The organism is Microbulbifer sp. ABH2_005 (genome assembly GCF_056160005.1).
In genome coordinates this window covers 2,265,762-2,287,181 of sequence record NZ_JBSWWI010000001.1, presented here as the reverse complement: position 1 = coordinate 2,287,181, position 21,420 = coordinate 2,265,762, and the positions used below count along the sequence as shown (strand labels likewise).

At 53.4% G+C, this 21,420-nt stretch carries 15 protein-coding genes; 8 read left to right on the top strand and 7 right to left on the bottom strand.

The window, feature by feature from the left end:
• Window positions 1-42 precede the first annotated feature (42 nt).
• From ACXAFI_RS09885 to cysB, 3 genes are all read left to right on the top strand, one after another.
• On the top strand, window positions 43-723 hold the full coding sequence (locus tag ACXAFI_RS09885) for a TetR/AcrR family transcriptional regulator (RefSeq protein ID WP_475108662.1): 681 nt from the start codon (window positions 43-45) through the stop codon (window positions 721-723).
• A complete protein-coding gene (locus ACXAFI_RS09880) occupies window positions 723-1,634 on the top strand; it encodes a 5'-nucleotidase (protein ID WP_152453392.1) in 912 nt (303 codons plus the stop codon). The genes ACXAFI_RS09885 and ACXAFI_RS09880 overlap by 1 nt, the downstream gene beginning before the upstream one ends.
• A 211-nt stretch (window positions 1,635-1,845) precedes the next feature.
• Window positions 1,846-2,817 (top strand): HTH-type transcriptional regulator CysB, encoded by a 972-nt coding sequence (gene cysB / locus ACXAFI_RS09875; protein WP_152453394.1) that lies wholly within the window; start codon window positions 1,846-1,848, stop codon window positions 2,815-2,817.
• 36 nt (window positions 2,818-2,853) lie between these two features.
• Here the strand turns inward: cysB and ACXAFI_RS09870 are convergent, their stop codons facing one another.
• The 3 genes from ACXAFI_RS09870 to ppsR form a co-directional block, all read right to left on the bottom strand.
• Window positions 2,854-3,150: a hypothetical protein gene (locus tag ACXAFI_RS09870; protein WP_475108661.1), complete on the bottom strand. Its 297-nt coding sequence runs from the start codon at window positions 3,148-3,150 to the stop codon at window positions 2,854-2,856.
• A 168-nt stretch (window positions 3,151-3,318) separates the two neighbouring features.
• Window positions 3,319-4,650: an aminodeoxychorismate synthase component I gene (gene pabB / locus ACXAFI_RS09865; protein ID WP_475108660.1), complete on the bottom strand. Its 1,332-nt coding sequence runs from the start codon at window positions 4,648-4,650 to the stop codon at window positions 3,319-3,321.
• Between the two features lie 87 nt (window positions 4,651-4,737).
• Window positions 4,738-5,565, bottom strand: a complete 828-nt coding sequence (gene ppsR / locus ACXAFI_RS09860) for a posphoenolpyruvate synthetase regulatory kinase/phosphorylase PpsR (protein WP_444921974.1) — start codon at window positions 5,563-5,565, stop codon at window positions 4,738-4,740.
• 197 nt (window positions 5,566-5,762) lie between these two features.
• Here ppsR and ppsA point away from each other — a divergent pair, with 197 nt between their 5' ends.
• From ppsA to rraA, 3 genes are all read left to right on the top strand, one after another.
• Window positions 5,763-8,126 (top strand): phosphoenolpyruvate synthase, encoded by a 2,364-nt coding sequence (gene ppsA / locus ACXAFI_RS09855; RefSeq protein WP_152453402.1) that lies wholly within the window; start codon window positions 5,763-5,765, stop codon window positions 8,124-8,126.
• Between the two features lie 432 nt (window positions 8,127-8,558).
• On the top strand, window positions 8,559-9,128 hold the full coding sequence (locus ACXAFI_RS09850) for a L,D-transpeptidase family protein (RefSeq protein WP_253868990.1): 570 nt from the start codon (window positions 8,559-8,561) through the stop codon (window positions 9,126-9,128).
• Window positions 9,129-9,279: 151 nt separating this feature from the next.
• Window positions 9,280-9,759 carry a ribonuclease E activity regulator RraA gene (gene rraA / locus ACXAFI_RS09845; protein ID WP_475108659.1) on the top strand — a complete coding sequence of 160 codons (480 nt, stop codon included), beginning with the start codon at window positions 9,280-9,282 and terminating at the stop codon, window positions 9,757-9,759.
• 81 nt (window positions 9,760-9,840) lie between these two features.
• Here rraA and ACXAFI_RS09840 read toward each other — a convergent pair whose 3' ends face one another.
• Window positions 9,841-11,280: a di-heme oxidoredictase family protein gene (locus tag ACXAFI_RS09840; RefSeq protein WP_475108658.1), complete on the bottom strand. Its 1,440-nt coding sequence runs from the start codon at window positions 11,278-11,280 to the stop codon at window positions 9,841-9,843.
• A gap of 395 nt (window positions 11,281-11,675) precedes the next feature.
• Here ACXAFI_RS09840 and ACXAFI_RS09835 point away from each other — a divergent pair, with 395 nt between their 5' ends.
• Window positions 11,676-13,910, top strand: coding sequence for an acyl-CoA dehydrogenase (locus ACXAFI_RS09835; RefSeq protein WP_475108657.1), 2,235 nt, complete (start codon window positions 11,676-11,678; stop codon window positions 13,908-13,910).
• Window positions 13,911-13,934: 24 nt separating this feature from the next.
• Window positions 13,935-16,139 (top strand): acetyl-CoA hydrolase/transferase C-terminal domain-containing protein, encoded by a 2,205-nt coding sequence (locus ACXAFI_RS09830; RefSeq protein WP_475108656.1) that lies wholly within the window; start codon window positions 13,935-13,937, stop codon window positions 16,137-16,139.
• Here the strand turns inward: ACXAFI_RS09830 and pta are convergent.
• From pta to ACXAFI_RS09815, 3 genes are all read right to left on the bottom strand, one after another.
• Window positions 16,129-18,312: a phosphate acetyltransferase gene (gene pta, locus ACXAFI_RS09825; RefSeq protein ID WP_475108655.1), complete on the bottom strand. Its 2,184-nt coding sequence runs from the start codon at window positions 18,310-18,312 to the stop codon at window positions 16,129-16,131. The genes ACXAFI_RS09830 and pta overlap by 11 nt on opposite strands.
• Window positions 18,313-18,314: 2 nt before the next feature.
• Window positions 18,315-19,523 carry an acetate kinase gene (locus ACXAFI_RS09820; RefSeq protein ID WP_475108654.1) on the bottom strand — a complete coding sequence of 403 codons (1,209 nt, stop codon included), beginning with the start codon at window positions 19,521-19,523 and terminating at the stop codon, window positions 18,315-18,317.
• 260 nt (window positions 19,524-19,783) lie between these two features.
• Window positions 19,784-21,382 carry an isocitrate lyase gene (locus ACXAFI_RS09815; RefSeq protein WP_444921982.1) on the bottom strand — a complete coding sequence of 533 codons (1,599 nt, stop codon included), beginning with the start codon at window positions 21,380-21,382 and terminating at the stop codon, window positions 19,784-19,786.
• Window positions 21,383-21,420: the final 38 nt, after the last annotated feature.

Below are 21,420 nucleotides of genomic sequence, written 5' to 3'. Positions count from 1 at the left end.
TTTGGTGTTAATATGCCGTAACTTGCATTTGGGAAGCCGAACTTGTCCAACACCGAGCAGCCAAAACGTAAAAGCCAGTTATCTCCCCGCCGTGAGCCCATTCAGGCCCGCGCGCGGGCACGAGCAAGGCAGATTCTTGATGTCACCGGGCGCCTACTAGAGGAAGTGGGTCTCGACGACCTCACCACAATCCTAATTGCCAGGAAGCTCGATATTTCGGTGGGCTCCCTCTATCACTATTTTCCCAATAAACACGCGATTCTCTATGCTATGGGCGAGCAGTGGCTCGCCAGCATCAGCGGGGCTATGGCCGAATTGGCAGAGTTAGACCTCGAAGACATGGCGCTTGAAAATTTTATTGATGAGTTTATTGGGCGCCTATTGACGGTCTACCGTGAGCAGCGCGGGCTACTGCCACTGGTTCAGGCGATGTGGGGAATCCCCGAGTTACACGAGCTGGACGAGAGCCATGACGAGCTGGTGATCGGGCACCTGGTGGAGATGTTCCAGCGCTTGGGCTTTGCCTGCCCACCCAATGAATTGAATCGCCTGGGCAGGCTTACGTTGGAAAGTTGCCATGCGCTATTGCTGGTGATGGTCAACCAGGCCGAGAGGCGTGCACAGCGTACCCGAGAAGATTTACAGCAAATGCTGTTCACTCTGTTAAATGGTAGGCGTAACGATAACAGTCCTGAGGGACTTGGTGATGTGGAGGCTCCCTGATGGCTATGCGACCAGATAAGCTGGTAATCGCGATTTCCTCGCGGGCATTATTTGACCTGAACGATAGCCATAAAGTCTTCGAAGAGCAGGGCTTACAAGCGTTCTCCCGTTATCAGGTGGAGCGGGAGAATGATGTTCTGCAGAAAGGTGATGCTTTTCATTTAGTAGAGAAATTTCTAAAAATCAATGAGCAGCTAGGGGGGGAGCCGAGGGTCGAGGTCATCCTGCTCTCGCGCAACAGTGCAGATACCGGGCTGCGGGTGTTCAACTCGATTGAGCACTACGGCTTGGATATTACCCGGGCGGCCTTTTGCAATGGTGAAAGCCCCTACCGCTATATCGGGCCATTTGGTTGCAACCTGTTTCTATCGACCGATGGCCTGGATGTGCGCCGCGCGCTGGAGCAGGGGGTTGCTGCGGCCACTCTGGTAGCCGGTGGCAATCGTGAACAGCGAGATGATGTTTTACGCTTTGCTTTTGATGGTGACGCGGTCATCTTTTCCGATGAGGCGGAGCAGATTTTTAAACGGGATGGGCTCGCCGCCTTTGCCCGGGCCGAGCGAGCCTCGGCGCAGATGCCTTTGGGCGGGGGGCCTTTCAAGGGCTTCCTTGAGGCCTTGCAAAAATTGCAGGCGGAGTTTGGTTTGGAAGCCTGCCCAATCCGCACCGCGCTGGTAACTGCCCGATCGGCTCCAGCCCATGAGCGGGTAATTCGTACGCTGCGTGCTTGGGATATCCGGGTGGATGAATCAGTATTCCTGGGTGGGCTGCCGAAGGGGGAATTCCTACGGGCATTCGGTGCTGATGTCTTCTTCGATGATCAGCCAGCGCATTGCGCTTCTGCTGCAGAGCATGTTGCCACAGGTCATGTACCACATGGAATTGCCAACGTCGCTAATAGTGAAGCCTAATCGTATAAGCCTTTTTGGGGGGGCTGTTAATCCCTCGAAGTTGATTGACACTCGCCGCGCTTCACCGGATATTCATTTGTCCGTTGGCCCCGGCTTCGATTGGCTGCTATTCTTTTCTCGCATAACTCAAGATGTTTTTTATAACTAACAATTTATCTGTCAGAGTTGCACTCGTCCAGGGGCGGGATGATTGATACCAAAGGGAGGACTTATGAAGCTGCAGCAGTTGCGATATATCTGGGAAGTGGCACATCACGATCTCAACGTTTCTGCTACTGCGCAGAGCCTCTATACCTCCCAGCCGGGCATCAGTAAGCAGATTCGCCTTTTGGAGGACGAGCTTGGAGTGGAAATTTTTGCCCGTAGCGGCAAGCACCTGACCCGGGTGACTCCAGCGGGTGAGGCGATCCTCAAGACCGCTGGCGAAATTATGCGCAAAGTGGAAAATATTAAGCAGGTTGCCCAAGAGTTCAGTAATGACAAGAAGGGCAGCCTGGCAGTTGCCACTACTCATACCCAGGCGCGTTACGCGCTGCCCCCGGTCATCAAGCTGTTTATTTCCCGTTACCCGGATGTGTCTCTGCATATGCATCAAGGCACGCCCATGCAGATCTCGGAAATGGCGGCCGATGGCACAGCGGATTTCGCCATTGCCACCGAGGCGCTGGAGCTATTCAGTGATCTGGTGATGATGCCGGTGTACCGCTGGAATCGCTGCGTGCTGGTACCCAAAGACCACCCTCTCTGTCATGCCAGTAAGCTGGACCTGGAAGAGGTTGCCAAATACCCGATAGTCACTTATGTGTTTGGCTTTACCGGTCGTTCAAAGCTGGACGAGGCGTTTCTGGAGAAAGGGCTTTCCCCTAAGGTGGTATTCACCGCTGCGGATGCGGACGTTATCAAAACCTATGTGCGGCTGGGACTGGGTATCGGCATAGTGGCGGATATGGCGGTGGATGGCGAGGACGAAGATCTGGTTGCCCTTGATGCGAGTAACCTATTTGAACCCAGCATCACCAAGATTGGCTTCCGTAAGGGAATTTTTCTGCGGGGCTTTATGTATGATTTCATCCAGCAGTTTGCACCGCATCTCACCCGAGAGTTGGTGGACCAAGCAGCGCACGCCACGTCTAGGGCCGAAGTGGATGCGCTATTTGCCGATAAAGAGCTGCCAGTTTATTGAAGGTGGCTGCTTAGCTGCTTAGCTGCTTGGCGGGGGCTAGGAGGCCTCCGCCTGCTGGATCAGCGGCTGCAACACTTCTTTGGCCAACTTAAAGTAGACGGTGTAAATTTCTGCTTCCTGCCCCTCGCGCTCAACCACAAAGAATGGTGCACGATCCACTTTAAATTGCTGGGCAATCTGCATACCGCTACTTTGCGGGTCGCGTACATCGGCTATCAAGGTTTGGTCGATAAATTTCAGCTGCCCATTCACTTCCAGTTTTTCCTGCACATCGCGACACTTGGCGCAGGGGGAGCCATCGGCAAGTATTTTTTTAACCAGTGTGATCTTCACGATAAATTCCTTGATCCAGTTAAGTGCTGAAATTGGCACTACTGGCATTGAATCTATCAGATGGTCTAATAACTTTGAAATATCAATCCTGGATAGATCTATAACCAAAAAGCTGTAATAAGACTACAGGAAAGCCCGCCAGAAGGTGATTCCCGGCGGGCGGGGCAATTACTGGAGGAATTGCTCTGCGGTCTCTAGGAGTAAGTGTACTTTCGCCAGGCACTCATTGTGTTCTGCTATTGGATCAGAGTCTGCAACTATACCTCCGCCGGCAGCGCAGGTAATGCGGCCATTGCTGGCACTGAAGGTGCGGATAGCAATATTGGTATCGGCGCGACCGCAGCTGCTGATATAGCCGATGCTGCCGCAATAGATGCCTCGCGGGCTGCTTTCCAACTCGCGGATCACCTCCATAGAGCGGCGCTTGGGGGCGCCGGTAATAGAGCCACCGGGAAAGCAGGCTGCCAGGAGATCGCTGTAGGCTGAATCCTCGTGCATTTCTCCGGTCACAATGCTGACCAAATGGTGGACATTGGCAAAGCTGGTCAACTGGAATAATTCCGGCACGCGCACACTGCCACTGCGGCACAACTTGCTGAAATCATTGCGCAACAGATCCACAATCATTAGGTTTTCCGCGCGATCTTTAGGGCTTCTCTGTAGGGTAAATGCAGCCCGTTGATCCTCTACTGGGTCGGCGGCTCTGGCTGCGGTGCCCTTGATGGGCTCGGTGCGTAAACTGTTTCCATCGGCGCGGATAAAGCGCTCCGGTGATAAGCTCAGCAGGCTTCCCTGGGGCAGCTCCATAAAGGCGGAAAAGGGGCCGGCTGCTCGCTGGCGCAACGCCATATAGGCACTGAAGAGGTCGCCTTCATAAGGGGCGCTGAAGCGCTGAGTAAAGTTTGCCTGGTAGACATCCCCAGCCGCAATATATTCGAGGATGCGTTCAATGCGCTCCTGGTAGTCCGTGGCACTGAATTCATGGGCGAATGGTGCCAACAGTCGAAAGCCTTTCAGATCTTGATCCTGCTCCCACTGCACCGATTTAAAGCGATCGATCAGCTCGCGTACCTGCCTGGCTGGGCAGGCTGGGTGGAATACCAGGTGGCTGGAACCCAGCTGATGGTCCGCGATAAAAGCCCAGCTATAAAGCCCAAAGAAGCCTGCGGGCAGGTCTGTGGGCCGGATATCCGCCGGCAAATAGTTTCCGCTGGTGCCCAGTTCATAGCCGGCGAAGCCTATCATCCCTCCGCAGAAGGGCAGTTGCGAGTCCCGCTCCTGTGGGCAGAGTTCACGGCTCAGGTCATCCACTTGAGTGAAAGGTTCACTGCTGTCTGCTGCCAGTTCCAGCGTATTGAGGGGGTCGGCGCTGATAATATCGTAGCGGCCACTGCTGCTGAGAGGGCGGCCGCTATCGAGCCACACTGGCACCGGAAGATCTGCAATCGCCCTAAAGGCCGCGGCAGAATTGAGTGAATAGGGCAGGGAGACTATTTGCATATCAAAACACGGCAGTCTGGAAGACGGCGCACACTACACACTTTGACGCGGCGTGAAAAGGGCGGCTGGCCCTTTGGTCAATCCTTATTAGTCAATCCTGCGCTCGATGCCTGCCTGGGACATCAGGCGGGTTGCGAGCTCCTCCACGGAAAGTTGGGTGGCGTTGAGGAAGGGCACCTGTGCCCGCCTCAGCATCTGTTCGACTTGGCGCACCTCAAATTCACACTGTTCCTTAGAAGCGTAGCGGCTATTGGCGCGTCTTTCCTGTCGAATCTGCATCAGCCGCTCGGGGTCTATGGTGAGGCCGAAGAGTTTTCGGTGGTAGGGGCGCAATATCTTCGGCAGGGTGGTGGAGTCCATATCCTCTTCGGTGATGGGGTAATTGGCGGCGCGCAGCCCAAACTGTAGGGCTAAATAGAGGCAGGTGGGGGTTTTGCCGGAGCGGGAGACTCCGAGCAGTATCACATCCGCCTGTTCAAATTCACTGATACGGCGGCCGTCGTCATTGTCCATAGCAAAATGCACCGCATCGATACGCTCACTGTAGCGGCGATTGTTGGCAATGCCATGGGAAACATTAACGGTTTGAGTGGGGTCGCGCCCAAATAAATTGGCCAGAGGTGTCAGGTAGTTCTCGAATACATCCAACATCAGTGCGGGGCTTTGGTGCAGCTGATCGCGAATCTGATTTGACACGATGCTGGTAATAATAATGGGCTGTAACCCAGACTCTTGCGAGGCTCTATCGATACGCTGTAAAGCTTGTTGAACTTTCTCAGCCGAGTCTATGTAGGGCAGGGTCACCTGCTCGACATGCTGATCCTGAAACTGTGCCAACAGGCTGTGGCCAATGGCCTCCACGGTGAGGCCGGTTCCATCGGAAATAAAAAAGGCGGTGCGTTTGTCTTTTGCCATGCTGCTTCTCTGTCTGTTGGCGGGACCTTTTCAGTGGCCGCTAGTATAGGGGCGGTGGGCCAAAAGGTCTTATTTTCTGAGTGTTTCGCCATCTTGTAGAAAATTTACAACATTTTGGCCGTTTTTACTGGGCTATTTTTTACAAGACTCATCCTTATAATCAGCGCCCAACAAACCTGATTTCAGAGGGCCTTCACTTGACGAATTTCACCATCGACTTTGCAAAACTGGGAATGGATGATGTCGACAAGGTCGGCGGTAAAAACGCATCACTCGGCGAGATGATCTCATCTCTGGCCGGTGCTGGTGTGAGTGTACCGGGCGGCTTTGCGACCACTGCGGAGGCCTTCCGGGCTTTCCTGGCCCATGAACAGTTGGAGCAGCGTATCGCCGAGCGTCTGAAAGGGCTCGATGTCGGTGATGTTACTGAACTCGCCAAAGCGGGCGATGAAATTCGCAACTGGATCTTACAGACTCCTTTCCCCGCACAACTGGAAAAAGAGATCCGCGATGGCTACGAAGCTCTGGGTGGCGGTGAGACAGCCGTTGCCGTGCGCTCCTCGGCTACCGCGGAAGACTTACCGGATGCCTCTTTCGCCGGTCAGCAAGAGACCTTCCTGAATATCCGCGGTATCGATGCGGTTTTGACTGCGGTTAAAGAAGTCTTTGCCTCTCTCTACAACGACCGCGCCATTGCCTACCGTGTGCACACGGGTTACGCGGATGTAGGCGTTGCTCTATCCGCGGGTATTCAGCACATGGTGCGCAGTGAAACTGGCGCAGCCGGTGTGATGTTCACCCTGGATACCGAAAGTGGATTCCGCGATGTGATCTTTATCACCGCGGCCTTCGGTTTAGGTGAGACTGTTGTACAGGGGGCTGTGAACCCCGACGAGTTCTACCTCTACAAGCCTGCTTTGGATGCCGGACGCCCGGCGATCCTGCGTCGCAATCGCGGCAGCAAAGCGATCAAGATGGTGTACGACGAAAGCGGTGAGTGTGGGCGCTCTGTAAAAACCGTTGAGGTTGCAGAGGAAGATCGTCAGCGTTTTGCCCTTAACGATGAAGAGTTGACCAGTCTAGCGGTGCAGGCCCGCAAAATTGAAGAGCACTATGGTCGCCCGATGGATATCGAGTGGGCCAAAGACGGCGATACCGGCAAGCTGTTTATCGTACAGGCGCGTCCGGAGACCGTACGCTCTCGCGACCAGGGTACCCACATCGAGCGCTACAGTTTGCAGGAGCGCGGTGAAGTACTGTGTGAAGGGCGCGCTATTGGTCAGCGCATTGGTGCCGGCCGCGTGCGTAAGCTGAAGTCTGTTGAAGACATGGCAGCTATGCAGGACGGCGAGGTGCTGGTGACCGATATGACCGACCCGGATTGGGAGCCGGTTCTGAAGAAAGCCAGCGCAATTGTCACCAACCGCGGCGGCCGTACCTGTCACGCGGCGATTATTGCCCGCGAACTGGGGATTCCCGCGGTGGTTGGCTGTGGAAACGCCACTGAATTATTGGAAAATGGCACTCCGGTGACCGTATCTTGTGCTGAAGGCGACACCGGTTTTGTGATGTCTGGCGAGCTGAATTTCCAGCGTGAGGAAACTGAAGTTTCCGAGATGCCGGACCTGCCTTTCAAGATTATGCTCAACGTGGGCAATCCGGATCGCGCTTTTGCTTTCAGTCACCTGCCCAATCAGGGTGTTGGCCTGGCGCGTTTGGAATTTATCCTGAACCGGATGATTGGTATTCACCCGAAAGCGCTGCTCGAGCTGGATAGTTTGCCGGAAGATCTGCAACAGAATATCCGTGAGCGCATTGGCGGCTACGCTTCTCCGGAAGACTTTATTGTCGAGAAGTTGGTGGAAGGTATCGCTACCCTGGCCGCCGCTTTTGCGCCTAATCGTGTGATTGTGCGTCTGTCTGACTTTAAGTCCAACGAATATGCACACTTGGTGGGTGGTCAGCTGTACGAGCCCAGCGAAGAGAACCCGATGCTCGGTTTCCGTGGTGCGGCCCGTTACCGCTCCGAAGATTTCCGTCAGTGCTTCGCTCTGGAATGTCGCGCACTGAAGAAAGTGCGCGATGAGATGGGCTTGACCAATGTAGAGATCATGGTGCCCTTCGTGCGCACCCCGGAAGAGGCGGAAGAGGTAGTCGGTCTGCTCGCCGAAAATGGCTTGCGTCGCGGTGAGGGTGGCCTGAAGGTCATCATGATGTGCGAACTGCCCTCGAATGCTCTGCTGGCCGAAGAGTTCCTGCAGCACTTTGACGGTTTCTCTATCGGTTCCAACGACCTGACCCAGCTTACCCTGGGCCTGGATCGGGATTCCGGCCTAGTGGCTGACCTGTTCGATGAGCGAAACCCAGCGGTTAAGGCCTTGCTGTCCCGCGCCATTCAGGCCTGTAAAAAAGCCGGTAAATATGTGGGCATTTGCGGTCAGGGACCTTCTGACCACAAAGACTTCGCTCGTTGGTTGATGGATGAGGGGATTGACAGTGTTTCCCTGAACCCGGATACGGCTGTGGATACTTGGCTATTCCTGGCTAACGAAGAAGCCTGATTTCCCAGCAAAGCGGCCCTATTGGGCCGCTTTTTCTAATTAAACACCTCTCGCGCGGCTGTGGTTTTTTTTGCTCGAGCCGTTTCGCATCTGCTCAAAAATTAGACTCCAGTTGCCGCTTACCTCGATAACTTCGGATTTTATCCTGCTATTTCAGTGTGAGATTTGCAGATCACACACTACCGAAAAAATTCAACACTCTATGGCTTACCCGCCAAGAGAAGAATTCATTCTAAGTCTTATCATCAGCCTCAATAGAATCGGAAGAGTCCTGAGGCAGCGCGTTGATAGAAAAAAACCTAGCGCAATTTGCTTTGGTGCTGATTCACCTGCAGGGGTAAATCCCCCGGTGTTGAAGTTTAAGTGGTACCGGTAGGGCTGTTTTCCTGTCCGTCCACTTTGGCAGAACAGAGAAAGTTGTTGAGGTGAGCTATGCATACGAGCAGACAGTTACAAATTCCGATATGGCATATTTTCCTGATGTTGTGTCTCCTGGCGCTACTCGCTGTTCCTCCGGCAATGGCAAAGCCCCGTGGAGGTAACTGGTTTGATGATCGCGCTGCAGCCAGGGGAGGGAGTGCTTCAATCAGAATTGATTTGAGCGAGCAACGCGCTTATCTCTACAAAGGCGGTAAATTGGTTGGGGTTTCTAGAATTTCATCGGGCAAGCGTGGCTACAGTACGCGCCCGGGACATTTCCGCGTTCTGTCCAAACATCCCCATCACCGCTCTTCGATCTACGGTAGCTATGTGGATAGACGCACAGGCCGGGTGGTGAGATCTAATGTGAATACCCGTAAGCACCGCCGTCCTGCCGGTACCGTATATCGCGGTGCGAAAATGAATAATTACATTCGTTTTAATGGCGGCATCGGTCTACATGCCTCAGGTCATGTGCCCGGATATCCTGCCTCCCACGGATGTGTACGCATGCCGCCGCACATGGCAAGTAAGTTTTATCGCCATGTGCGCGTAGGTACCCCGGTACGTGTTACGCACTAAAAATGGCGTAACGCATAGAGCAGTTTTGTAGCAGCGAAGCCTTGGCCGGGTATTATCTATAGAGATGATACCCGGTATTTATTTGTCAGCCTGCCACCAAAGTTACGGTACCGCTATCATCACTTTTTACGGAATGATTGCGAGAGGACTTATGTCAATTTCAACCCCCGATTTGTGTGATGCCCACGGCGATGCAGTACAAGTGGTTGAGCCGATGTTTATTAATTACGGAGGCCGTGAGAGCTTTGGCGGTCAAATCGTAACTATTAAATGTTTCGAGGATAATTCTTTGGTGCGTGAGCTCGTTGCAGAACCTGGGCAGGGCAAGGTTTTGGTGGTTGATGCGGGCGGTTCTATGCGCCGTGCCTGCCTTGGGGATATGCTCGCCGAGAAAGCAGTCGCTAATGGCTGGGAAGGCATTGTCATGTATGGCTGTATCCGCGATGTTGATCAGATTGCGGCGCTGGATCTGGGGGTGCAGGCCCTGGGTACACACCCAATGAAAACTGAGAAAAAAGGGATTGGCGAGCGGGATCTGGAAGTCACTTTTGGCGGGGTGAGTTTCCGCCCAGGTGATTATCTCTATGGGGATAACAACGGCATTATTGTTGCACAAAAACAACTGGTATGAACTGCAGACTCAATAAGTGATTGGGAATAAAAATGCCCGCTGGCAACTTCGCTGCCGCGGGCATTTTTCTCAGGGAGCCGTTTATCGATTGATTAAATCAGAAACCGGGTCCCTCGGCATGCGTAAGGACATCAGAAAATTAAGGATCTTGTTCTTGTCCTCATCTGTCAGATTCTGGAAATTTTCTGCGGCATAGCCGGCATCGCTTCCGGGATTATCGTGTAACAGTATGGCTTCTACCAGAGTGAGAGCGCGGCCATCGTGCATGTAGGGTGCAGTGTCTGCCACTCCCCACAGGCGTGCGGTAATAAACTCCCTGTTTTGTACCTCATCTAGGAAGAAAGCCGTTTCAGATAGTGCGATGCCCATGTCATGGCGCTTGAGATCAGAGAACATTTCGACTTCAACCCCAGCCCCAAAAATAGTTTTAAAAATTGTGGGGGGTTTACTCAGATCTACCTCATAGAAAGTATCTTCAAATGGAGCCTCAGGTGAGCCAGTCAGCTTATAGGGTAACTTTCTGCGCTCAGTGGTCATAACGGGTCGATGGCAGTCGGCACAGCCTATTTGACTGAACAGTTTACGACCGTCGGTATTTTTTGTGGATTCTATCTTAAAGGGGCGGTCCAGCGTGGTGACAAAAATACTAATTGCTGAAAGATCACCGACAGATATTTCATTGGTTACACCGTCATTGTCCTCATCGGCGTCCTCTCCACCAAATTTTTCGGTCGCTTGCATGCCCATGTGAAATGAAAGGGCATCCATTGCGAATTCGCGGGCTGAAGCCACATCTCCCTTCCTGCCAAAAGGCCGCACGACCAAATCCTCATCGACGCCTTCCACATTACTGGTATCCAGGTTACCATCCTCATCGGCAACGATGGTGCCAAAATTAACGGATTTAGTATCCAGGCTGACAACGGTTCCAGGGTTGTCTAGGGCATATTGTTTGAGACCCTGAAGCTCAAAGGTCATTTCTCTAGCCACTAATTCAATGCCCCCGGAACCAAATAAAAAGAGGGGGTTGATCAGGCGGCCGTCATATTCGGCAGTACCATCAAAGCTCTCATCAATGACATCAATATTTACCGGACGCAGCATTGCACTGGTGCTAAAACCGCCGCCGCCGCCAATACCCATCGTAGGCGGCACAGTCCTGTTACTGACGATACTATGGCATTCCAGGCAGTTCTGAGAGTCGAGACCATTGACTCGCAGGAAGGTGCCATTGCCCTGTAATGTCGGCCGATTGCCGGCATCGGCTGAGTGGTTATCGGGTTGGGATTCATCGTGTGGGCCATCCCCATAACCATCGTAGCGATTGAAGGGGGTGCTAAAAATGAGCATTCCTGCCCGGCGAATTTCATCCAGGGTTAGTTCACCCTCTACAATTTGTCCCTGGGTAATTCTGTCTTCAGGGGCTAACCGGGGGCCTTCTCCCACCAGATTGGCAAAGAGCAGTGTGGGGGTTATTAGTAGTCCAACACCGGCAAGTGAGTTCACAAGAGTCTGCTTCATATGAGCATCCTAAGTTCAATGCTTTCTATCAACTGATCCAGAGCTTCATTTGCGGCGTCCATTCCTTCTCTCTAAATATAGGTAGATTTTCCCAGGGATATCGCGACAACTGGCGCCTCATACATCTTTTTGACGTATAAATTACAGGTTCTCTTGGGCGCCTGCTCTTTTCTGCTCATTAACGGGGCTCTGGATAAGGTCTTGAAGAAAAGAAATCCGCGCCAGGTGGGTCTTAAATGGCGTATCTGTAACGTTCTATTGCCGTGGAGGCTCTGCGGGATCATTCAGCGACTCCCCAAGTCGATTCGTTGCCTATCATTGTCTTTTGAAATAACACCATGGCTTCTGGAAAGTGGCAGGGTATTTTGCCGCTACGGATACTACGGAAGGTAAAAATGAGCGAGCTGCGCAAGAAATTCTTTACCAAACCTCTGCTGAACATCATCAAGAGGGTTTTGCCGCCAATATCGCAAACTGAGCGAGAAGCAATGGAGGCCGGGGAGGTTTGGTGGGATGCCCAGCTACTTTCCGGCAAGCCGGATTGGAAACAACTGCTGGATATGGGGCCACCGGAGCTGAGTGAGGAAGAGCAGGCCTTTCTCGACGGGCCTGTCGAAGAGCTCTGCAAAATGGTCAACGATTGGCAAATCAGCTTTGTCGAGCACGATATTCCAGAGCCTGTATGGGAATTTCTGCGAAAGAACCGTTTTTTCGGCATCATTATCCCTAAAAAATATGGCGGCCTCGGCTTTTCCCCCGCCGCACACGCAGAAATAGTGACCAAGATTTCCACGCGCAGTAACACCGTGGGTGTGACAGTCATGGTGCCAAATTCCCTGGGGCCGGGTGAATTACTGCTGGCCCATGGAACCCAGGAACAAAAAGACCACTATTTGCCCCGACTCGCCGATGGCACGGATATTCCCTGTTTTGGCCTGACCAGCCCTCAGGCAGGTTCCGATGCGGCCGCCATGATCGACCGTGGGGAAGTTTGTTACGGAGACTATAAGGGGGAAAAGGTCTTGGGCATGCGTGTCAACTGGCACAAGCGCTACATCACACTGGGACCTATTGCCACGGTTTTGGGGCTCGCCTTTAAGTTGTACGACCCGGAGCATATTCTCGGCGATAAAGAGGAGTTGGGAATTACCGTGGCATTGGTTCCCACTGATACTGAGGGCGTGACTATTGGTCAGCGCCATCTACCCGCGATGCAGGCCTTCCAGAATGGCCCCAACTGGGGAAAAGATGTTTTTATTCCCATGGAATGGATTATCGGTGGCCAGGAGAACGTCGGAAAGGGCTGGGAAATGCTGATGAGTGCCTTGGCTGCGGGCCGGGGTATCTCACTGCCCTCTCTCTCCACTGGCGGCGCCAAGATGGCTGCAAGAACCACCGGCGCCTACGCCCGTATTCGCGAACAGTTCAATATTCCCGTTGGGCGCTTTGAAGGGGTGCAACGGCGCTTAGCGGAGATTGCCGCTATTGCCTTCGTGCTCGATAGCGCACACAAAACGACTACCAGAGCGCTGGATGACGGCATCAAGCCGGCGGTCATTACCGCAATTATGAAAGCCAGTGCAACGGGAGGGCTGCGCCAGGCCATTGATGACGCCATGGATATCCATGCGGGCAAGGCAATAATGGATGGGCCATTGAATTATTTGGGTAATGCTTATCGCGCTGTGCCAGTGGCGATTACGGTAGAAGGCGCAAACCTGTTAACCCGCAGCTTGATGATCTTCGGCCAGGGGGCGATACGCTGCCATCCCTATATACTCGATGAAATGCTCGCAGCCGAAAACCCCAATACGGAAGAGGGGTTGGAGCAATTAGATCGGTTGTTACCCAAACACATGTGGTTCCAGGTCAAAACGCTGCTGCGCGGAGTGTTTCACGGTTGGACCGTGGGGCTCTTTGCCAGCAGTCCGCGCAATGTCGGGGGCGCGGCTAAGTATTTCCGTCAGATCAATCGCTATTCGGCTGTGCTGACTCTGGTTACAGAAGTCTCTCTGATCACTTTGGGCGGAGAGCTGAAAAGGAAAGAATTGATCTCCTCCCGGCTTGGCGATGTACTCAGCCAGCTGTATCTGCTGAGTTGTACCCTCAAGCGTTTCTATGACGACGGTAATCCAAAAGATGATTTGCCGTTATTGGAATACGCTATGCGCGATGGCTTACATAAAATTGAAGTTCAGTTGCTGGAAGTCTTTCAGAATTTCCCGCGTCCTTTCTTTGGCCAGATAATGCATTTCCTGACCATGCCTTGGGGACACAGTATTCACACCGCCTCGGATCGCCAGGCTAGGGCCTGTGCAGAATTGCTGCTGAACCCCTCTAAGACTCGAGACCGTTTAACTCGTGGCGTTTTCCTCGGCAATCCTGGAGACGGGGTCGATATAGTCGAGCAAGCTTTTGAAAAGGTATGTGCTTCCGAGCGTGCGCGGGAGAAGCTAAAAAAAGGTGGTATTCGCACTCTCAGTCGCGAGTCGGTGGAAGAGGGGCTGCAACGCAACTTGATTAGTAGTGAAGAGGCGGATGCCCTTCGGGAAGCCGCTGATGCGGTGGATAAGGCTATCCAGGTCGATCATTTCGACCACTTGGCCAGGGAGGCTGGGCAAATCCAATAGCGCTGCGAGGGAAGTCTGATCTCCATGGAAGTCTTTCCCAATAAAGCACCTCAACGCTTTACCGCTGTTGAGGCTTGTATCGATGCGCTTCTACAAAAAGTCGGTAAAAAAATTGTACTGGGGTTGCCCCTGGGGCTGGGAAAGGCCAATCACTTTGCCAATGCCCTTTACGCACGTGCCGCTGCCGATCCATCTATCTCCCTGACCATCTTTACTGCGCTGACTCTTGAGCGACCCCGGGGGGATAGCGATATCACTCGCCGCTTTGTACAGCCATTGCTGGATCGCCTTTACAGTCACTACCAGGATCTTGGGTATGTGGCTGCACGAAGAAAAGGAGAGCTCCCCAATAATGTTGAGGTGATAGAGTTTTTTATGGAGCCCGGTGCCTTACTGGGTAACCACTATGCGCAACAGCATTATGTCAGTACGAATTATACCCAGGTGCCTGCTGAGCTTCTGCGCAACGGGATCAATGTGATCGCGCAAATGGTGTCGCCCTCACCAATGGGGGATAAATACAGTTTAAGTTGTAATCCGGATCTGACACTACCGCTTTTGTTAATGGCCTCAGAACGCAAAGAAAAGCCATTATTTTTACTTGGAGAAGTGAATCCCCAGCTACCGTATATGCCCGGTAGCAGTGAGCTTGCTGAGACGGAGTTTGATTTTTTACTCGAAGGGCAGAGCTTTGACTCCCCATTATTTCCTGCTCCAGCCATGCCAGTGAGTTTTACCGAGTACGCCATCGCCTTTCATATTGCCAGCCTCATTGCTGATGGTGGCACATTGCAAGTGGGTATTGGTGTCCTGGGTGATGCGGTTTGTCATGTACTACGCCTGCGCCACACAGAAAACACTTTATTCTCCCGTTTGCTGGGGAAACTGATCGGGACCGAGCTGCCCCCTTATCGGAAAAGCCTGCCTCTTCAAATAGCGCCTTTTCAGCGGGGACTCTATGGTGCCAGTGAAATGGTTCCCCATGGCTTTTTACATCTGCGCAGGGCAGGAGTTTTAATCCGCGAAGTGTACGGCGATGAGGCGCTGCAGGAGTTGTTGGATTCCGATGTCATCACCCACACGGTGAATGAGGAGACCTTACTCGCTCTTCAGAAGTGTGGCCGTATCCATTGCCCTTTAACCACTGAAGATACGGAGTTTCTACAACGATTCGGTATTGTAGATCCGAGTTACAGCTGGCGCGGCCACAAGTTGCTGACTCCCGATGGTGAGGAAGAGGAGTGTGATCTGCACAGTGAGCACGGCCGGCGGCGTCTGATAGGCAATTGTCTGAATAACAAATTGAAAGGGGGCATCTGGCTTCACGGTGGCTTCTATCTAGGTCCGGAAGTAATGTATCGAGAGCTACGCGATCTGGCTCCAGTCGAGCGGGCGGGCATTGATATGACCTCCATCGATTTCACTAACGACCTTCAAGACCAGCAGCTGTTAAAGCGAGCCCAGCGCAAACACGCCCGCTTTGTAAATTCAGCCATGATGGTGACCTTGGGCGGGGCGGTTATTTCCGATGCTTTGATGGATAACCAGGTAGTTAGCGGTGTTGGTGGGCAATACAATTTTGTAGCTCAGGCGTTCGCACTGCCGGGTGCCCGCTCTATCATTGCGCTGCCGAGTACACGGGTTCGCGATGGAATTTGTGAAAGCAATATTGTGTGGGAATACCCTCATACCACTATACCCAGACACTTGCGGGATATCGTGGTAACTGAATACGGTGCGGTGGATCTGCGCGGTAAGACGGATCGGGATGTGATGATCTCCATGCTCAGCATTTGCGATGCACGATTCCAGGCTGTGTTGCTGGAGCAGGCCAAATATGCCGGCAAGATTGAAAAGGGTTTTGCTATTCCTGCTGAGTTTAATCGGAATACCCCGGAGCATATTGCCGAGATTTTTTCCGATGAAAAGTCCCTGGCAATGCTACCTTATTATCCATTGGGAACGGACTTTACCGATGAAGAGGGATTATTGGCCGTTGCACTCCAGCAGTTGAGGGCGGCCGACCGCAGTTGGTGGCGAATGCTGATGACGGTGATCAAGGGTCGCGGAGTATGGCGGGATAAATCTGAAGAGTTCGCGTTTATCCATCGTTGCCTGGAGCGGATGGGCTGCGATCATTCGGATACCTATGAGCACCGCTTGGAGGCCTATGTCATTGCCGCTGCACTGCATGATTATATCGACACCCGCCGCCCTCTCAGTGGTTAGGAGCTGAGGATTGTTCAGCGAGTTGCTGCTGACGTTGTTGGGCCTGAATAGCAGTCAGTGCAATGGTGTAGACAATATCGTCTACCAGGGCGCCGCGGGAAAGATCATTTACTGGTTTGCGCAATCCCTGCAGCATGGGGCCAATACTGACCAGGTCCGCACTGCGCTGTACAGCTTTATAAGTCGTGTTGCCGGTGTTTAGGTCGGGAAAAATAAAAACGGTGGCACGGCCGGCAACTGGACTCTGCGGTGCTTTTTGTTTGGCCACATTTTCGATGAGTGCCGCGTCGTATTGCAGTGGTCCATCAATAACCAGGTTGGGCCTCCTTTTCCTGGCGATTTGTGTTGCTTCCCGCACTTTGTCCACGTCTAACCCAGTCCCTGAGGTACCGGTGGAGTAACTGATCATTGCCACACGGGGCTCGATACCAAAAGCTGCTGCTGAGTCTGCTGATTGGATGGCAATAGCGGCCAGCTGACTGGCGTTGGGATCGGGATTAATCGCGCAGTCTCCGTATACCAGCACTTGCTCGGGTAGAAGCATAAAGAAAATTGAGGAAACCAGTTCTTCACCTGGGGCTGCCTTGATTAATTGCAGGGCGGGGCGGATGGTATTGGCGGTGGTGTGGATAGCGCCTGAAACCAGGCCATCTACCTGGTCCAGAGCGAGCATCATAGTGCCCAATACCACATTGTCTTGCAGCTGTTCTTTCGCGACTACTTGGGTGAGCCCTTTGTTTTTACGCAAAGCCACCATGGGCTCAATATAATTTTCCCTGACATCCTCCGGCTTGATGATTTCTATCTGGTTATTGAGTTTAAGGCCCTGTTGCTCGGCAACTCGTTGGATAGTATCAGCTCTCCCCAGAAGTATGGGTTGTGCAATACCGCGTTCTACACAAGCCAGGGCCGCGCGAATTGTGCGAGGCTCTTCTCCCTCCGGCAGTACAATGCGTTTTAATGCCCGTCGGGCCAGCTCTGTCAGGTGGTAGCGAAAAGCTGGGGGTGCCATGCGGCGCGGCCGCTGGGAGACCTGGCTGAGGGACTGCACCCAGTTACTATCCAAATGGCTGGCGAAAAAATCCTGTACCCGGTTTACCCGCTCGCGGTCATCCGCAGGGGTGCGCAGATTAAAAGTTTGCAGCTCCATAACGGTATGCCAGGTGTTGGAGCCAACCAGCATTACCGGAAGGCCGGTCTCCATGGCGGGCGTGCAAAGTTTGTGTACGCCGCGATCTAGTCGATAACCTCCAGTCAGCAATAAACAGCCAATCTTTACACCATTCATTGCCGCCAAACTGGCCCCAACCATGACATCGGGCCTATCGGCGGAGGTGATCAATAGTGCCCCGGGGGAAAAGCGGTGCAGCATATTGGGGAGTGATCGAGAGCAGAAGGTCACACTGCGTAAACGGCGACTCTCTAATTCTCCGCGGTTAATCAACTGTGCATTGAAGTGACGAACGAGATCCAGTGCGCGGGGTGCCAGCAGCTGTGCGTTCCAGGGAATAGCGCCGACAATACGCAAGGGGATCTGACGGTAGAGGGCTTTGCGGTCGATAGTTGCGGAGCTGGGCTCCTGTTGGGCGCCCACCGAGATAAAGTGACCACCGGGTGGGTCGGTTATGCGGGGTGGTGCATCCAGCTTATTGATAATGCAGCCCACCACTGGGTTGGATGGCCCCTCCCCAAACGATTGCATGGCAAACTGCAGGCGTTCTCTGAGCTGACGGATATTGCCCGTGTGCAGGCTGGCAACCAGAACCACTTCAGCATCCAGGGTTTTCGCCACTTGGGAGTTTAACTGGTCTGCATATTGGTTGAGCCCGCCGGGTAAAAGGCCCTCCACAACGATGACATCCGCAGCTGGAAAACTCCTACGGTAGCGGGCCAATATTTTCTCCTGCAACTCCGCGGAATCACCTGCAGCAATCATAGCCTCCGCTTGCTGTGCGCTGATTGAAGGGGGAATATCCAGCTTAGTGGTTTGTCGCAGTATCTCGGTTGTTCTCTCGATGGCGCCGTCGCGAGAAGGGGGTTCACTGACAGGCTTAAAAAACTGGGTTTCCACACGGTTGCGTTCCAGTGCCCGTATCAAACCCAGGCTTACTGAGGTGATCCCCACGCCCACTTCCAGTGGGATCAGCATCAAGGTGCGCGCATTCTGTGCCATCTTCAAGACGCCCTGCTCGCCAAGCGAATGGTATCGCGGGCAATTACCCATTCCTCCCGAGTGGGTATTACAAAGATATCCGGTGTTCCGTCTTTCGAAATTCGTCCCTCGGCACCGAAGCGGATTTTTTCATTGCACGTTTCATCCAGTTGGTAGCCGAACTGACTGAGCCAGCCTGTGGTTTCTCGACGTACCCAGGCAGAGTTTTCGCCGATTCCCCCAGTAAAAACCAAGCTATCGACCCGCTTTAAGGGCACTGTGTAGGCCGCGATATATTTGGCCAGCCGATAGCAAAAGATCTTCAGTGCCAGGCTGGCACCTGCGTGGCCTTTTGCCATGGCCTCTTCTAGCTCCCGACAGTCATTGCTCAGCTCGGATATCCCGAGCAATCCACTGTTGCGATTGAGCAGCAGTTCAAGTTCTGCCAGGGAGTAATCCAAGGCCTCGCCTAAATGAAGTAACAGGCCAGGGTCCAGGTCACCGCAGCGGCTCCCCATCACCAACCCTTCGAGCGGGGTCAATCCCATACTGGTATCAACACTCTGCCCCTCTTTTATGGCGCAGAGAGAGGCCCCATTACCCAGATGAGCGGAGATGACATTGATGTTGTTTGTGGGTTTATTCAATAACTCCGCACAGCGCTCGCCAATATAGCGATGACTGCTGCCATGCATACCGTAGCGGCGCAGGTGATGATCCCGGTAAAAGCGGTAGGGCAGGGCGTAGAGATAAGCGTAATCCGGCAAGCTTTGGTGGAAGGCGGTATCGAATACTGCTACCTGTGGCAGCTCAGGAAAGGCGACCAGAGAGGCTTGTATACCCTGTAGGGCGGCAGGGTTATGGAGAGGGGCCAGTTCACAGCAGGCTCTTATGGCCGATAGCACATGGTTGTCTATAAGGGCGGAATCTGCGAATTGTTCGCCACCGTGAACCACCCGGTGGCCAATGGCCACAAGTTGCTTGCGTAACTCTGACCAAGGGCCGGCGAAGCGTTCTACCAGGGCACCGACAACGCTGTCATAGTCGTCCCCCGGTGAGAGCGGTTGCTTGCCCTCTTTATCGCAATACTGCCACTTAAGTACCGCTGAAGAGGTATTTAGTGCAGCGGCCTGGCCATTTAAGTGATCCTCGCCACTTGTGGGGTCAATTGCGGAGAACTTGAGGGAGGAACTGCCGCAATTGAAGATCAGAACAAGGTTTTGACCAGACATAGGCGTTGCGCACCTTAGCGTGTATACCCTAAGGCTAGCTAATGTGGCGTAAAAATCCTTTGATAAAGGGAATAAGGCGGGGAATAAAAAAAGGGCCGCGATTGCGGCCCGAGTTCTAAATGCAGATATAAAAGCGCAGTTTGCACAACTGTTCTTCTTCGGCGGATTCATTGCTTAGATCAATTGGACCCAGCGGAAAATCCCTGAAGAAAAAGGCGGCTTGCGCCGCCTTGAATCTACCTGAAAGGTATAAGAGCGTCTTAGCTGAACTGGTTCATGGTGTTGTCTTTACCAGAAGCTTTCAGGGCAGCTTCACCAGCGAAGTATTCTTTATGGTCGTCACCGATGTCGGAACCGGCCATGTTCTGGTGCTTAACGCAGGCGATACCCTGACGGATTTCTTTGCGCTGAACGCCTTTTACATAGCCCAGCATGCCTTGCTCACCGAAGTACTCTTTGGCCAGGTTGTCGGTAGACAGGGCCGCAGTGTGGTAAGTCGGCAGGGTGATCAGGTGGTGGAAGATACCGGCTTCACGGGCAGCGTCGGCCTGGAAGGTGCGGATCTTGTCGTCTGCAGCTGCAGAAAGCTCGGAGTCGTCATACTCGGCGCTCATCAGGTTGGCGCGGTCGTAAGCAGATACATCTTTACCTTCTTCGACCCACGCATCGAACACTTGCTGACGGAAGTTCAGGGTCCAGTTGAAGGACGGGCTGTTGTTGTAAACCAGCTTCGCATCGGGAACGACCTTGCGGATTTCGTCCATCATGCCGCCGATCTGGCGAACGTGAGGCTTCTCGGTTTCGATCCAGATCAGGTCAGCGCCGTTCTGCAGAGAAGTGATGCTGTCCAGGATGCAGCGAGCTTCGCCGGTGCCTTTGCGGAACTGGAACAGGTTGGAAGCCAGGCGCTTAGGACGCAGCAACTTGCCTTCGCGGTTGATTACAACGTCGCCGTTAGCCAGGTCAGCAGGTGCGATTTCTTCGCAGTCCAGGAAAGAGTTGTACTGGTCGCCCAGGTCGCCCGGCTCTTTGGTCACAGCGATCTGCTTGGTCAGGCCAGCACCCAGGGAGTCGGTACGGGCAACGATAACACCGTTGTCTACGCCCAGCTCCAGGAACGCGTAGCGAACTGCGCGGATCTTGGCCAGGAAGTCTTCGTGAGGAACGGTTACTTTACCGTCCTGGTGGCCACACTGCTTCTCATCGGAAACCTGGTTCTCGATCTGGATACAGCAAGCACCCGCTTCGATCATTTGCTTGGCCATCAGGTAGGTGGCTTCCGCATTACCGAAACCGGCGTCGATGTCGGCGATGATCGGTACAACGTGGGTCTTGTGGTTGTCGATCTTGTCTTGAGCCGCTTTTTCGGCTTCTTTGTCGCCAGCTTCACGGGCGGCGTCCAGCTCGCGGAACAGGTCGTTCAGTTCGCGGGCATCGGCTTGACGCAGGAAGGTGTACAGCTCGTTGATCAGGTGTGCAACAGAGGTTTTCTCGTGCATGGACTGGTCGGGCAGAGGACCGAATTCACTGCGCAGAGCGGCAACCATCCAGCCGGACAGGTACAAGTAGCGACGGTCGGTGTTGCCTTCGAAGTGCTTCTTAATAGAAATCATCTTCTGTTGGCCGATGAAGCCGTGCCAGCAGCCCAGAGACTGGGTGTACTTGGAGCTGTCCTTGTCGTAGTTCTCCATGTCTGCACGCATGATATTGGCAGTGTATTTGGCAATATCCAGGCCGTTCTTGAATTTGTTCTGGGCGCGCATACGGGCAACAGATTCGGGATTGATAGCGTCCCAAGTGCCGCTTTTGCTGTCACGGAGCTTAGCTACCGCGTCGATGTCTTGAGTGTAAGTGGACATGACAGTGTTTCCTTAAAACGGTGACTGCGATTAGGTGT